The organism is Nocardia sp. NPDC055165 (assembly GCF_053606985.1).
The window spans coordinates 41,948-55,214 of the sequence record NZ_JBSGSS010000014.1 but is presented as its reverse complement, the minus strand read 5'-3'; the positions used below and the strand labels follow the sequence as shown (position 1 = coordinate 55,214).

Genomic DNA, 13,267 nt, shown 5'->3' with positions numbered 1-13,267 from the left:
ACAACGCGACAGCGCCCCCGTTCCGGTGGGAACGGGGGCGCTGTCCGGGAGAAACTAGGCGACGCCCTCGGCGCGCGCTGCTTCGGCGACGGCCTCGGCCACTGCCGGAGCCACGCGCGGATCGAGCGGGCTCGGGATGATCTTGTCGACGGCGAGCTCGTCGGCGACGACGCCGAAGATGGCGTTCGCGGCGGCGACCTTCATGCCCTCGGTGATCCGGCGGGCACCGGCGTCGAGCGCACCCTTGAACACGCCGGGGAAGGCGAGCACATTGTTGATCTGGTTCGGGAAGTCGCTGCGGCCCGTCGCCACGATCGCCACGTACTTGGCGGCCACGTCGGGGTGGATCTCCGGGTCCGGGTTGGACATAGCGAACACGATCGCCTCCGGCGCCATCGAGGCGATGAGCTCTTCGGGGATGGTGCCCGCGGACAGGCCGAGGAACACATCGGCGCCGGCGAGCGCGTCGGCCGGGCCACCGGTCAGGCCGCGCGGGTTGGAGCGGGCGGCCAGGTCGGCCTTCACACCGTTGAGGCCGTCGCGACCGGTGCTGACGATGCCCTTCGAGTCGAGCACGACCACATCGGGGACGCCGGCGGCGATCAGGATGTTCGCGCATGCCACACCGGCCGCACCGGCGCCGGAGACGACAACCTTCAGCCCGGACATGTCACGGCCCTGCACCGCGGCCGCACCCTTGAGGGCGGCCAGCACCACGATGGCGGTGCCGTGCTGGTCGTCGTGCATGACCGGGCAGTCCAGCGCCTCGATGACGCGACGCTCGATCTCGAAGCAGCGCGGAGCGGAGATGTCTTCCAGGTTCACCGCGCCGAAGCTCGGACGCAGGTGGATCAGCGTCTGGACGATCTCGTCGGGATCGGTGGTGTCGAGCACCAGCGGGATCGAGTTCAGGCCGGCGAACTTCTTGAACAGCGCGGCCTTGCCCTCCATCACGGGCAGCGAGGCGCGCGGGCCGATGTCGCCGAGGCCGAGCACGGCGGTGCCGTCGCTGACCACGACCACGAGCCGGTCGGTCCAGGTGTAGGTCTTGGTGAGCGCGGCGTCCTCGGCGATCGCCCGGCTGACCTGGGCGACACCGGGGGTGTAGGCGATGGACAGGTCGCGCTGGGTCTCGAGGGGGGCGCTGAGCTCGACAGACAGCTTTCCACCGAGGTGACCCGCGAAGATCTCCTCCTGGGTGATCGCAGCGAGGCTCGCTGCGTCATCGGCCTTGGGCGCCGCGGTGGCATTCGGTGCGTCAGTCACAGGTGACACGATTTCACTCCTGCTCGAGTCGGGCTCAACCGGGGGACGGTTACCGCCGGGTATATCGGAACTACGAATTTCTGGGACGCCGGATCGCTACGACACTGATGCGCTACGACGCTCATCGGGTGCGCGTCCGCACGTGTTTCACGGTGGCAACCGGTACACGTGGCGCGGCACTGATCCGCCGAGCGGAACCGGACGGGTGTGTCCGGGCGAGCAAAACGGGTCGACCAACGCTGCGACGGTGCGTCGCACGGCGGAAGGTCACCGATGTTTCCCCGAACCCGGCGGTGGCAAGGGAAGGGAATCCGCAACATTCTGCCAGCACGATGCGTCGATTGCCAAACCGCGTCATGTGTCGAGCGTAGCCGTGTCGAATTGCCGTGGCGTAAGCGAAAACTCGCAGCGCAGCGGGAACATCCGGTGAACTTTCACACCGTGGCGGGGGTGGCCGCGGTGAGCTCGCCACCGAGTGGCTCCGGCCATTCCTCCCGGCGCACCCAGACGTCGTCGAGCCCGCCGCAGCGCAGCCGGACCAGCCAGTCCGAGTGCGCGGCGGGGTGGTCGATGCGGCGGTGGATACCGCGGCTCTCGGTGCGCACGAGCGCGCTGTAGCCCGCCCACCGGGCGACGGCGAGCAGCGCAGCCGCCTGGCGAGCCCGCAGCTGCCCCACCCCGAGGCCACCCAGGTCGAACTGGGCGCCGGGCCACATCGCGTCCAGCTCGGCGATGCTGTCGCCGAGGCTGCCCGCGCTGCGCCGGTAGCTGCGGCGCAGCGGCAGCGTGTGCTCCTGCACCAGGCCGATCACCGACCGCGGGTCGATGTGGGCGTGCGGCCCGAGGCCCGCGCCCGGCACCGGACTCGCACTGCTCGCCCTTTCGTTGGCGACCGCGAACGCGGCGGCGCCCTGCCCCGCCCAGGTGCCCGAGGCCAGCGCCCAGGCCCCGTTGAGGCCGCCGCGGGCGCCGGCCGCTCCGGTGACGATCTGCCGGCCGGTCACATCGCCGGCACCGAACAGGCCGCGGATCGTTGTCGAGCAATCGGTATCGGCGAGGGCCAGCCCGCCCGCGCCACGGATCGTTCCCGCCAGTACCGCCCGCACGGGCACCCGGCCCGCGGCGTCGACCGCGCCGTGCCTGCTCAGCCAGTGCCGGACGGTGTCGGGCACCTCGCTCAGCGCCGCGAAGACCCGCCGGCCGTCCGCGATGGCGGTGAGCGCCGCCGGGTACCGGTCGGGCAGTTCGGCGCCCGCTTCGTCGTAGAGAGCCGCGAAATGCACCGACAGCCCGGGCGCGACCGCCGGATGCGGATGGACTCGCGACAGCACCGGCGCCAGTCCGTAGGCACTGGAGAATTCCATCCCGCACAGTTCGGCGCCTGCCTCGGCCGCCATCAGCAGGCCCTCGCCGGTACTCACCTCGGTGCCCGCACCGCCGGACAGGAACGCGCAACCACCGGTGGCGACCACGACCGCGCCTGCCCGGATGACCCACGGCCGAAACTTGTTGTGGCGCTGGACCCCCGCCGCACCGACCACGGTGCCCGCCGGGTCGACCAGCAATTGCAGCGCCGGATGATGATCGAGGATGCGCACGCCCGCCTCCAGCGCGCCGCGCCGGAGCCGGCGCAGGTAGCTCGCGCCGTCGAAGTGCGCGTGGGCCGGGTCGCCGCTCGGATCGGGCACGCGATGGCGGGTGCCCGACCAGGTCTGCAATCGCCGGTGGGTCTCGTCGACCACGCGGTGCAGCCAGGCCCGATCACCGAGCCCGCCGCCGGAGACGAACATCTCCTCGACCGCCTCGGCGCGGCCCGGACCGGGCGGAATATCCCAGAGCACGGTCGTGCCGTACACGGTGGGACCGCTGGAACCGCAGCGACTCTTGTCGACCAGCACCACCCGCGCGCCCGTCGCCGCGGCCGAGACGGCAGCCCAGAGCCCGGCGGGTCCACCGCCGAGGATCAAGACATCCGTTTCGATGCTGGTCACAAAGAGAAATATTCGGGCACAGTTCACCCGTCCGCAACCATTACGCGGCCGTCAACCCCACCATTGTGTCCAAAGCAATACACCGGCCGTGACCAAGACCGCCGCGGACCCGAACAGCGTGGCCACACCGCGACGCCGATCGGCGAAGACCTGCGCGACGACCACCACGACCGCGGCCACGAAATGCCACGCCAGCGATTCCGCGCCCGGCCCGGGAAAGTCGCGGCGCGAGCCGATCACCGCCGCGCCGACGACCACGCACAAGAGCACCAGTACCCCACCCGCGACAACGCCGCTGACCGCACGCAACAGCGTCACGGGGCGATCACCGGCGTCCCGCTCGCTTTGTCGATGAGTGCTTCGTACTGATCGGGATCGGTGCCACACGCGCCGATCTCGATGGTCTTGTTGCTGCCGTGATAGTCCGACGAGCCGGTGCGCACCAGGCCCAGTTCTCGCGAAAGCCCGGTCAGCACAAGGCGATCGGCTTCGCTGTGATCAGGGTGGTCGATCTCGAGCCCACCGAGGCCGAGCCCGGCCAGCTCCCTGATGTCGTCGAGCGCCAGCAGCCTGCCCCGCTTGCGTGCGCGAGCATGGGCGATCACGCTGACCCCGCCCGCGGCCGCGATCAGCCGCACGGCCCTCGGCAGCGGGGTGTCGGCCTTCTCGGCGTAGTACGGCCCGTGCGGCGCGAGCAGATCGACGAACGCGGCATTCACGCTCTCGACCACGCCCGCCGCGACCAGTGCCTGCGCCAGATGCGGCCTGCCCACCGCCGGACCCGCGGTCGCCATCACATCGACGGGATCGATCGGTAGTCCGTCGGCTGCCATCTTCTCGGCCATCGCCCGCACTCTGGCCACCCGCTCGCCGCGCAACCGCTCGCGCTCTTCGGCGAAACCGCGGTCGGTGGGGTCGAACAGATACGCCAGCAGGTGCACCGGCACGGGGTAGCCGTCCTCCCCCATGCCCGTGCACGACATCTCCATGCCACGCACCAGGGTGAGTCCCGAGGGGCGGGCAGCCTCGGCCTCCGCCCAGCCACCGGTGGTGTCGTGGTCGGTGATCGCGAGAACGTCGAGGCCGGCCGCCGCGGCATGCCGCACCAGTTCGGCGGGGGTGTCGGTGCCGTCGGAGGCGGTGGAATGGGTATGCAGGTCGATGCGCACACCTCAGTCTTACAGTGCGGTGTCGGGTCCCGCGCGTTCCCGGGTGCGCGAGGACGGTGCCCGTAGGATCCACTCGGTGCCCTCATTTCCGCCGATGCCGTCGTTCCACGGGCCCCATCGCGCGACGAAAACTCCGCGACGGCGGGTCCCCGTACCGACGGCACGAGCGATCGTCGACTGCGGGGTCTACGTCGACGGCGAGCGGCAGCCGGGACATTTCACACCGCAACAGGCGCTGACCGCGGCGGAGAAGACCGATGCGGGATTCGTCTGGATCGGCCTGCACGACCCGGACGAGCGGCAGATGAACGACATCGCCTCGATCTTCGACCTGCACCCACTGGCGGTGGAGGACGCGGTGCAGGGCAGGCAACGCCCCAAGCTCGAGCGCTACGGCGACACCCTGTTCCTGGTGATGAGCACGGTCTGTTACGTCGAACACGACATCGACTCGACCAGCGAGATCGTGGAGACCGGCGACATCATGGTCTTCACCGGGCCGCGCTTCGCCGTCACGGTGCGCCACGGCGAGCACACCCACCTGTCCACTGTGCGCCACGAGCTCGAAAAGCAGCCCGAGCAGCTGAAATACGGGCCGACCGCGGTATTGCACGCCGTCGCCGACCACATCGTCGACACCTACGTCGATGTCACCGAGTCCGTCGGCGTCGACATCGACGAAATGGAAGAGGCGGTGTTCACGCCCGCCTCGAAGATCGGCATCGGCTCGATCTACCAGCTCAAACGCGAAGTGGTGGAATTGCGAAGGGCGGTCGCGCCGCTGGCGGTTCCGCTGGAGCGGCTGGTGAACAACACCGACTTACCGGTGCCGACCGAGATCCGCCGCTATCTGCGCGACGTGGCCGATCACCAGGCCAGCGTCTCCGATCACATCAGCTACTTCGACGAGGCGCTCAGCGGGTTGGTCAATGCCGCGCTGGCCAAGATCAGCGTTCAGCAGAACACCGACATGCGCAAGATCTCGGCCTATGCCGCGATGGCGGCGGTACCCACGATGATCGCGGGCGTTTACGGCATGAACTTCGACCACATGTGGGAGCTACACCAGGTGTGGGGCTACCCCGTGGTGCTGATCGTGATGGCGGTGCTGTGCGCGGTGCTGTTCCGCAGCTTCCGCCGCAACGGCTGGCTCTAGAGATTCACCGCACCGCGCTCGGGATCACGCACGTCGATCCCGGCTTCGGCCCAGGCATCGCGCAATGCCTGGGCGCCACGCACGCGCACCCAGGCGGCCTCGGTCGCGGTCACCGGGGTGACGCTGAGGTAGCGCACCGGGTCGGCCGGGTCCGGCAGCGCGATCGCGGGAATATCGCTCTCGCTGAGCACAACCGCGGTGAACTTCGCGTTGCGCCACAGCGGTTCTCCGAGATCGAGTAGCGCGTCGGCCTGCAGCACAACGCCTTCCACCGCGGGCGAGGCGACCAGCACACCGAGGGATTTGGCCACCCCGACCTGCGGGTCGGCGCTCATCAGCAGCGTCAGGACCAGTTCCGCGCGCGGTCCGCGCACCGGGTCGGCCAGCAGATCGGTCGGATCGCCCATCGGATGACGGGAACCGCCCAGCGTCGCGTAGTGGACCGCGCCGTCGCCCGGAATACGCAGGATCTCGACGGGTTCCAGCCCGAGGAAGGTCAGCGACGCCGAATCGACCTGTGCGCGTTCGACATCGAAGTGGTCCAGCACCGCAGCGCGGACCGTGTTCTCCACATCCATCGCGCTACAGAGCCAATCGGGCGAGCATGTCGCGGGCTTGTTCGGCGGACTTCGGATCGCACAGCACGTCGTAACGGCCCGCGACCAGCTGCATGGTCGAGGCGAAATCGCGCTGACCCTTGGTGGCCGCGTACGGGATCGACGTGGTGATGACGCCGAAGACGATGCCGCCGAGCAGACCGACGACGAGCGGGCCGAGCGCACCACCGGTGGTGGTGAACAGGCTCAGCAACAGACCGAGGAACAGGCCGAGCCAGGCACCCGACACCACGCCGCCGCCGATGACCTTGCCCCACGTGAGCCGGTACAGCACCCGCTCCACCTGCATCAGATCGACACCGACGATGGTCACGTCCTGCACCGGGAACTGCCCGTCGGCCAGGTAGTCGACCGCACGCTGCGCCTCGGCGTAGGTCGGATACGAGCCGACCGGCCAGCCCGACGGCGGCGTCGGCAACGCCTGCCGCCCGCGATTCGAGTTGCCCAAGGGATTCGTCATAGTCCTATTCTGCTATTCGTCGACCGACTGTGCCGCAGTGAAACGCACCATTCCACCCCCGCGGGATCAAGCGCCGGTTCTCGTCATCCCCGAGGCGCGCCCCTTGTCGGCGACAACCTGTGCCATCTTGGCGCTCGCTTCGTCGATCATCTCATCCCCCAACATGACAGCGCCACGCGCGCCACCGGCCTCGGAGGTGTGGAAGGCGTAGGTCTCCAAGATCAACTCGGCGCGGTCGTAGTCGGCCTGACGTGGACTGAAGATCTCGTTGGCCGCGTCCACCTGGCCGGGATGCAGTACCCACTTGCCGTCGAAACCCAGCGCGGCCGTGCGAGCAGCGGCCCGGCGGAAGCCGTCGACATCGCGAATCTGCAGGTAGGGACCGTCGATCGCCTGCAGCCCGTGCGCGCGGGCGGCGAGCAGGATCGTCATCAGGATGTGGTGGTAGGCGTCGCCGACGTCGTAGCCTTCCGGCTGCTCGCCCACCACCAACGTGCGCATATTGATACTGGCCATGAAATCGGCGGGCCCGAACACCAGTGTCTGCACGCGCGGGCTCGCGGTGGCGATGGCATCGATATTGCGCAGTCCGAGCGCGTTCTCGATCTGCGGTTCGATGCCGATCCGGCCGACCTCGAGACCGCTGGCCTTCTCCACCTGGGTGAGCAGCAGATCGAGCGCCTGCACCTGCCCCGCGTCGGTGACCTTGGGCAACAGGATCGCGTCGAGCCAGCTGCCCGCGCCCTCGACCACGCTGATCACATCGGCGAAGGTCCATTCGGTGGACCAGTCGTTGACCCGCACCACCCGCAACTGCGAACCCCAGCCCGGTTCGTTCAGGGCCGCGACGATATTCGCCCGCGCGGCCGCCTTGGCGCCGGGGGCGACCGCGTCCTCCAGATCGAGGAACACCTCGTCGACCGGCAGCGTCTTCGCCTTCGCGATCATTTTCGGGTTGCTACCCGGCACTGCGAGCACCGAACGACGTGGCTTCATGAGGAGTGCCTCCTGACTGGTGCGGCCGTCCCCGACCGATAGCCTGATGGTCATGGCAACCACCAGGGTGTATGTCGCCCGGCTCGCCGGCCTGACGGTGCTGGGTCCGGACGGGGAGTCTATCGGCCGGGTCCGCGATGTGGTCGTCGCCGTCCGGCACGGACGCCAGCCGCCGCGTGTGCACGGACTCGTCGTCGAATTGCTCACCCGGCGACGCATTTTCGTGCCGATGCTGCGGGTCACCGCGATCGAACCCGGCATGGTCACTCTCAATACCGGGACCGTGAGCCTGCGCCGCTTCGCCCAGCGCCCCGGCGAACGCCTGGCCATGGCCCAGATCCTCGATTCGCCGGTACGCGTGAACGACCCGGATCTGCCGGACCTGGCCGATATCGACGTGCTCGTCGCCGACCTCGGGATCGAGCAGACCAGGACAAGGGATTGGATCGTCAGCCGGGTCGCGGTACGCGGGCATCGGCGGATCGGGCGCAGGCGCTCGGTGCACGTGGTCGAGTGGTCGCAGGTCGACGGGCTCACCCCGGCCGAGGTGGACCGGCCCGGCCAGGACGTGACCACCCTGCTCACCCAGTTCGAGGGGCTGCGCGCGGCCGACGTCGCGCACCGGTTGCGTGAGTTGCCGGAGAAACGTCGCATCGAAGTGGCGATCGCTCTCGACGACGAACGCCTCGCCGACGTGGTCCAGGAACTGCCCGACGACGACCAGGTCGACCTGCTCGGCCATCTCGAGGTGCGCCGCGCCGCCGACGTGCTCGAGGCGATGGACCCCGACGATGCCGCCGACCTGCTCGGCGAACTGCCCGAAAGCGAAGCCGAATCGCTGCTGGCCCTGATGGATCCCGAGGAATCCGAACCGGTGCGCCGACTGCTCGCGCACTCCCCCGACACGGCGGGCGGTCTGATGACGCCGAAACCGATCGTCCTCGGGCCCGCGACGACCGTCGCCGAAGCGCTGGCCCGGGTCCGCGACCCCGACCTCACGCCCGCGCTGGCCTCGATGGCCTTCGTCGTGCGACCACCCACGGCCACCCCGACCGGCCGCTACCTGGGCTGTGTGCACATTCAGCAGCTGCTGCGGGAACCGCCCGCGCACCTGGTGGGCGGGATCGTCGACAGTGACCTGGCGCCGCTGTCACCCGACCTGCCGCTCTCAGCGGTGACCCGCTATTTCGCCACCTACAACCTGGTGTGCGGGCCGGTGGTCGACGCGGAGAACCATCTGCTCGGCGCGGTGACCGTCGACGACGTCCTCGATCATCTGCTGCCCGAGGATTGGCGCGAAGAAGAGCCTCCGGCGCTGCAGCAGGTCGAGGCGAGCGGGAGCACGGCATGAGTGAGAAGAATCCGGCGCGGCAACGCTTGGAGACGCCGGTCGGGTCGCGCTTCCGCTTCGACTGGGATTCGGACGCGTTCGCGCAGGCCAGTGAGCGCGTCGCCCGATTCCTCGGCACCGGGCGCTATCTCGCGATCCAGACGGTGATCGTGATCGTGTGGATCCTGCTCAATGTGTTCGCGGTGGCGCTGCGCTGGGATCCGTACCCGTTCATCCTGCTCAACCTGGCTTTCTCCACCCAGGCCGCCTATGCGGCGCCGCTGATTCTGCTGGCGCAGAACCGGCAGGACAACAGGGACAAGGTCTCGCTCGAAGAGGACCGGACCCGGGCCGCGCAGACCAAGGCCGATACCGAGTTCCTCGCCCGCGAACTCGCCTCGCTGCGCCTGGCGGTGGGCGAGGTCGCCACCCGCGACTACCTGCGGCGTGAACTGGAGGAGATCAAGGACGTGCTCGACCGCATCGATGCGGTCACCACGCCCGACGGCGCGCCGAAGCCGGACAAAAAGCGAAAAGCGGTCCGCAAGAAAACCTCCGGTCAAACGGCCTCTTCCGCCCCGATTTCGCCTGGTGCTCCAGATGTATGACCGGAAATGCTCAACAACTTCCTGACCGGTAGGTAACCTGGATCACGTTGTTCCGGGTGGGCCGGAGGGGGACTCTGCGGCCTGCCGCTTTTCGACGAAAAGGGTGTGGCCGTGCGAATTTCTGCTCCGATAACGATGTCGGCCCTTGTAGTCGCAGGTCTGGTCGCCTCCGGGTCCGGGGTGCACACCAGCGACCCGAGCACCGCGCCGACCGCACCGGAGGCCCTGCTGGCGGCCACGGCGAGCACCGCCGAGGACACACCCGAAACCGATCCGTCCGAGATCGTCGGCCTGCTGCCGGTCGCGCAGGAGGCGCCGCGCCGGTTGCGCGCGCTCAACGCCAACACCGCCGCACCCTTCGCGGGAACCGTTCCGCTGCAAAGCATTTCGCTGCCCACGGGCAGCGGCGCACTCGGCATCCCGGAGATCGTGCTCGCCGCCTACCGCAACGCCGAGCTGGCCATGGAATCCGCGCAGCCGGGCTGCGGGCTCACCTGGAACCTGCTCGCGGGCATCGGCCGGATCGAATCCGGACACGCCAGCAGTGGCCGCACCGACCCCGCCGGTACGACGACGACGCCGATCTTCGGCCCCGCGCTCGACGGCACCCTGCCCGGCAACGAGGTGATCAAGGAAGCCGACGGCGGTTTCGTGCGAGCCCTCGGGCCGATGCAGTTCCTGCCGAGCACCTGGGCGCACTACGCCGCCGACGGCAACGGCGACGGCGCCTCGGACCCGCACAATGTCTTCGACGCGGCGCTGGCCGCGGGCAAGTACCTCTGCTCGGGCGGCATGAACCTGCGCGAGGCGGCCCAGGAGTTGCGGGCGGTGCTGCGCTACAACAACTCGATGTCCTACGCGGCCAACGTGCTGAGCTGGTCGGCTGCATACCGGACCGGCGGCGCGCCGAGTCAGGTGGCCATCTCGCCGGAGATCATCCCGCCGGGCAGCGGTCCGCTGGTGGCGCCCAATGTGCTGGCGGCCTCGACCAACACGCCCACGCCCACCACCACGCCCACCCCGACGACGCCGAAGGTCACCACGCCCACACAGGTGATGATCACGCTCCCCGGTCTGCCACCGATCCCCTGCGGGATCTTCTGTCCGGCGCCGGTCGCACCGCCCGAGACGTGCGTGAGCGAGCCGCTGCCCGCGCAGATGCCGAACCCGCTGGCACCCGAGCCGCAGCCCGCCGACAAGCCCGCCGAGCAGACCTACGGCGCTGCGGCGCCGAAGGATCCGGCCGCACCCGAGCAGCCGGTGGTCGAGCCCGCCGCGTGTACCCCGGCGACGGTCGCACCCACGGAGACCCCGGCACCCACCACACCGGAGAAGACACCGGAACCGGGTGTCGCCCCGGCCGAGGAGCCCGCACCCGCCGAGCCCGCGCCGGTGGCGCCCACCCAGCAGCCCGGCATCACGCTGCCGTTCGGCATCGTCATCCCGCTGCCGCCCGCCCCCGCACCGGCCCCGTAGAAATCAAACCGAAATACAGATCACGGAGGGGTAACAAAAAGGTCTCGGGTGCGGTAATCTCTTCTCATCCAACACGGTTGAGGAGGGCACCACACAGTGGGTCGTCATCGGAAACAGCCTGCTACGACAGTTCGCCGTAGCTCGCTCATCGCACTGACCGGATTGGTCCCCGCCGGACTGGTAGCCGTGACCGCGGCCGCCACCGAGGCGACCACGGCAACCAACGCAGCTGTCGAGCACGACCTGCTGCCCGGCGCCGAGCCGGAGGTTACGGCCGATCTGGTCTCGTCGCCCCAGGCCGACATCGCCGAGATCGTCCACGCGGAAGCGCGCCAGTCCCCCTCGGCCGCGCCGGTCGTGAAAACCGTTGCACTGCCGGATGATCGCGCGTCCGCCGATCTGCCCGCGGGTCCGCTCGGTATTCCGGGCATCGCCGTTGCCGCCTACCAGACCGCCGAACAGCAACTGGCCGTGGAGAACCCGCACTGCGGGATGTCCTGGTCGCTGCTGGCGGGCATCGGCCGCGTCGAATCCACCCACGCCTACGGCAAGGCCGACGCGCAGGGGAACCCGATCAAGGCGGTCTACGGGCCCGTCCTCGACGGCAGCCTCTCCGGCAACAATGTCATCCACGACACCGACGGCGGCGACCTCGACGGCCTCGGCGGCTACGACCGCGCCATCGGCCCGATGCAGTTCCTGCCCGAGACCTGGCACCGCTACGCCGCCGACGGCAACGCCGACGGCATCGCCGACCCACAGAACCTCTTCGACGCGGCCCTCACCGCGGGCCGCTACCTGTGCGACGGCGGCCTGAACATGCGCGACCTCTCCCAGCAGTCGAAGGCGATCCTGCGCTACAACAACTCGATGGCCTACGTCGCCAACGTGATGGCCTGGTCGGGTTCCTACTCCAGCGGCCTCGCCCCCAAGCCCCAGGACCTCCCCCGAATCCACTAGGAAGCGGGCCTACCGGCCAGCGACTGTCGTCCCCGGATCGTCGACCGATCCGGGGACGCATAACATCGGGGGTATGTCAGTGATTACGGAAGCGGATGTGCGGGCGGCGCTCGCGAAGGTCGACGACCCGGAGATCCGCAAACCGATCACCGAGTTGGGGATGGTCAAGTCCATCGCCATCGCCGACAGCGGTGACGTGCACATCGAGATCTACCTGACCACCTCCGGGTGCCCGTTGCGGACCGAGATCGTTCAGCGGGTCACCAAGGCCGTCGCGGATGTCAACGGCGCGGGGGCGGTGACCGTCGATCTCGATGTGATGAGCGATGAGCAGCGCACCGAGCTGCGCAAGTCGCTGCGTGGCGATTCGGCCGAGCCGATCATCCCGTTCGCCCAGCCCGGCTCGCTGACCCGCGTCTACGCGGTGGCTTCCGGTAAGGGCGGCGTCGGCAAGTCCAGCGTCACCGCCAACCTCGCCGTGGCGCTGGCGCAGCGTGGGCTGTCGGTCGGTGTGCTCGACGCCGATATCTACGGCCACTCCATCCCGCGCATGCTCGGCTCCGACGCCAAGCCCACCCAGGTCGAGCGGATGATCATGCCGCCGGTGGCGCACGACGTGAAGATGATCTCGATCGCGCAGTTCACCCAGGGCAACACCCCCGTGGTGTGGCGTGGTCCGATGCTGCACCGCGCGCTGCAGCAGTTCCTCGCCGACGTGTTCTGGGGCGACCTGGACGTGCTGCTGCTCGACCTGCCGCCCGGCACCGGCGACGTCGCGATCTCCCTCGCCCAGCTCATCCCGAGCGCCGAGATCCTGGTCGTCACCACCCCGCAGATCGCCGCCGCCGAGGTGGCCGAGCGTGCGGGTGCGATCGCCCTGCAGACCCGCCAGCGCATCGCCGGGGTCGTGGAGAACATGTCCTGGCTCGACCTGCCGGATGGTTCACGCATGGAGCTGTACGGCTCCGGCGGCGGCCAGGTCGTCGCCGACCGCCTCACCCGCGCCGTCGGCTCGAATGTGCCCCTGCTCGGCCAGGTCCCGATCGAGCAGGCCCTGCGCGAAGGCGGCGACGACGGCAACCCGATCGTGCTCTCCGACCCGGCGAATCCCGCCGCCGTCGCCCTGCTCGGTATCGCTGACAAACTCGCCGTCCGCAAGCGCGGCCTGGCAGGCATGTCACTGGGAATCGATACCACCCGTCATCTCTGATTCGGGACTTGTCAGTGGCGTTGCCTAG

Annotated in this window: 13 protein-coding genes; 6 read left to right on the top strand and 7 right to left on the bottom strand. The window is 69.2% G+C overall.

What is annotated here, in order from left to right; genetic code table 11:
- Positions 1–54: 54 nt before the first annotated feature.
- From ACWFRF_RS25800 to ACWFRF_RS25785, 4 genes are all read right to left on the bottom strand, one after another.
- On the bottom strand, positions 55–1,275 hold the full coding sequence (locus ACWFRF_RS25800; protein ID WP_452452661.1) for an NAD(P)-dependent malic enzyme: 1,221 nt from the start codon (positions 1,273–1,275) through the stop codon (positions 55–57).
- Positions 1,276–1,700: 425 nt separating this feature from the next.
- The gene (locus tag ACWFRF_RS25795; RefSeq protein WP_378993392.1) at positions 1,701–3,257 is read right to left on the bottom strand and encodes an FAD-binding protein; all 1,557 of its coding nucleotides are present in this window, start codon (positions 3,255–3,257) and stop codon (positions 1,701–1,703) included.
- Positions 3,258–3,308: 51 nt separating this feature from the next.
- On the bottom strand, positions 3,309–3,575 hold the full coding sequence (locus ACWFRF_RS25790; protein WP_378993391.1) for a hypothetical protein: 267 nt from the start codon (positions 3,573–3,575) through the stop codon (positions 3,309–3,311).
- A complete protein-coding gene (locus ACWFRF_RS25785; RefSeq protein ID WP_452452658.1) occupies positions 3,572–4,426 on the bottom strand; it encodes a PHP domain-containing protein in 855 nt (284 codons plus the stop codon). The genes ACWFRF_RS25790 and ACWFRF_RS25785 overlap by 4 nt, the downstream gene beginning before the upstream one ends.
- A gap of 67 nt (positions 4,427–4,493) precedes the next feature.
- Between ACWFRF_RS25785 and ACWFRF_RS25780 the strand changes: the two genes are divergently transcribed.
- Positions 4,494–5,582 (top strand): magnesium and cobalt transport protein CorA, encoded by a 1,089-nt coding sequence (locus ACWFRF_RS25780; RefSeq protein ID WP_452452799.1) that lies wholly within the window; start codon positions 4,494–4,496, stop codon positions 5,580–5,582.
- Here ACWFRF_RS25780 and ACWFRF_RS25775 read toward each other — a convergent pair.
- The 3 genes from ACWFRF_RS25775 to ACWFRF_RS25765 all read right to left on the bottom strand — a co-directional run bounded on the left by ACWFRF_RS25775 (position 5,579) and on the right by ACWFRF_RS25765 (position 7,655).
- On the bottom strand, positions 5,579–6,160 hold the full coding sequence (locus tag ACWFRF_RS25775; RefSeq protein WP_452452657.1) for a suppressor of fused domain protein: 582 nt from the start codon (positions 6,158–6,160) through the stop codon (positions 5,579–5,581). The two genes, ACWFRF_RS25780 and ACWFRF_RS25775, sit on opposite strands and share 4 nt — an antisense overlap.
- Positions 6,161–6,164: 4 nt before the next feature.
- The gene (locus ACWFRF_RS25770; RefSeq protein WP_056813349.1) at positions 6,165–6,659 is read right to left on the bottom strand and encodes a general stress protein; all 495 of its coding nucleotides are present in this window, start codon (positions 6,657–6,659) and stop codon (positions 6,165–6,167) included.
- A 66-nt stretch (positions 6,660–6,725) separates the two neighbouring features.
- The gene (locus tag ACWFRF_RS25765) at positions 6,726–7,655 is read right to left on the bottom strand and encodes an HpcH/HpaI aldolase/citrate lyase family protein (RefSeq protein ID WP_452452655.1); all 930 of its coding nucleotides are present in this window, start codon (positions 7,653–7,655) and stop codon (positions 6,726–6,728) included.
- Between the two features lie 52 nt (positions 7,656–7,707).
- Here ACWFRF_RS25765 and ACWFRF_RS25760 point away from each other — a divergent pair, with 52 nt between their 5' ends.
- From ACWFRF_RS25760 to ACWFRF_RS25740, 5 genes are all read left to right on the top strand, one after another.
- Complete coding sequence (locus ACWFRF_RS25760; RefSeq protein ID WP_379298071.1) at positions 7,708–9,006, top strand: magnesium transporter MgtE N-terminal domain-containing protein; 1,299 nt, start codon at positions 7,708–7,710, stop codon at positions 9,004–9,006.
- The gene (locus ACWFRF_RS25755) at positions 9,003–9,593 is read left to right on the top strand and encodes a DUF1003 domain-containing protein (protein WP_378993385.1); all 591 of its coding nucleotides are present in this window, start codon (positions 9,003–9,005) and stop codon (positions 9,591–9,593) included. The genes ACWFRF_RS25760 and ACWFRF_RS25755 overlap by 4 nt, the downstream gene beginning before the upstream one ends.
- 135 nt (positions 9,594–9,728) lie before the next feature.
- A complete protein-coding gene (locus ACWFRF_RS25750; protein WP_452452653.1) occupies positions 9,729–11,069 on the top strand; it encodes a lytic transglycosylase domain-containing protein in 1,341 nt (446 codons plus the stop codon).
- A 96-nt stretch (positions 11,070–11,165) separates the two neighbouring features.
- Positions 11,166–12,029 carry a lytic transglycosylase domain-containing protein gene (locus ACWFRF_RS25745; protein WP_452452651.1) on the top strand — a complete coding sequence of 288 codons (864 nt, stop codon included), beginning with the start codon at positions 11,166–11,168 and terminating at the stop codon, positions 12,027–12,029.
- A 73-nt stretch (positions 12,030–12,102) separates the two neighbouring features.
- A complete protein-coding gene (locus ACWFRF_RS25740; RefSeq protein WP_378993380.1) occupies positions 12,103–13,239 on the top strand; it encodes an Mrp/NBP35 family ATP-binding protein in 1,137 nt (378 codons plus the stop codon).
- The last annotated feature ends 28 nt before the right edge of the window (positions 13,240–13,267 follow it).

Coding starts and splice junctions, on each gene's coding strand:
- ACWFRF_RS25775 (WP_452452657.1), bottom strand. CDS start 6,160: ATGGATGTGGAGAACACGGTCCGCGCTGCGGTGCTGGACCACTTCGAT.
- ACWFRF_RS25770 (WP_056813349.1), bottom strand. CDS start 6,659: ATGACGAATCCCTTGGGCAACTCGAATCGCGGGCGGCAGGCGTTGCCG.
- ACWFRF_RS25765 (WP_452452655.1), bottom strand. CDS start 7,655: ATGAAGCCACGTCGTTCGGTGCTCGCAGTGCCGGGTAGCAACCCGAAA.
- ACWFRF_RS25760 (WP_379298071.1), top strand. CDS start 7,708: ATGGCAACCACCAGGGTGTATGTCGCCCGGCTCGCCGGCCTGACGGTG.
- ACWFRF_RS25755 (WP_378993385.1), top strand. CDS start 9,003: ATGAGTGAGAAGAATCCGGCGCGGCAACGCTTGGAGACGCCGGTCGGG.
- ACWFRF_RS25750 (WP_452452653.1), top strand. CDS start 9,729: ATGTCGGCCCTTGTAGTCGCAGGTCTGGTCGCCTCCGGGTCCGGGGTG.
- ACWFRF_RS25740 (WP_378993380.1), top strand. CDS start 12,103: ATGTCAGTGATTACGGAAGCGGATGTGCGGGCGGCGCTCGCGAAGGTC.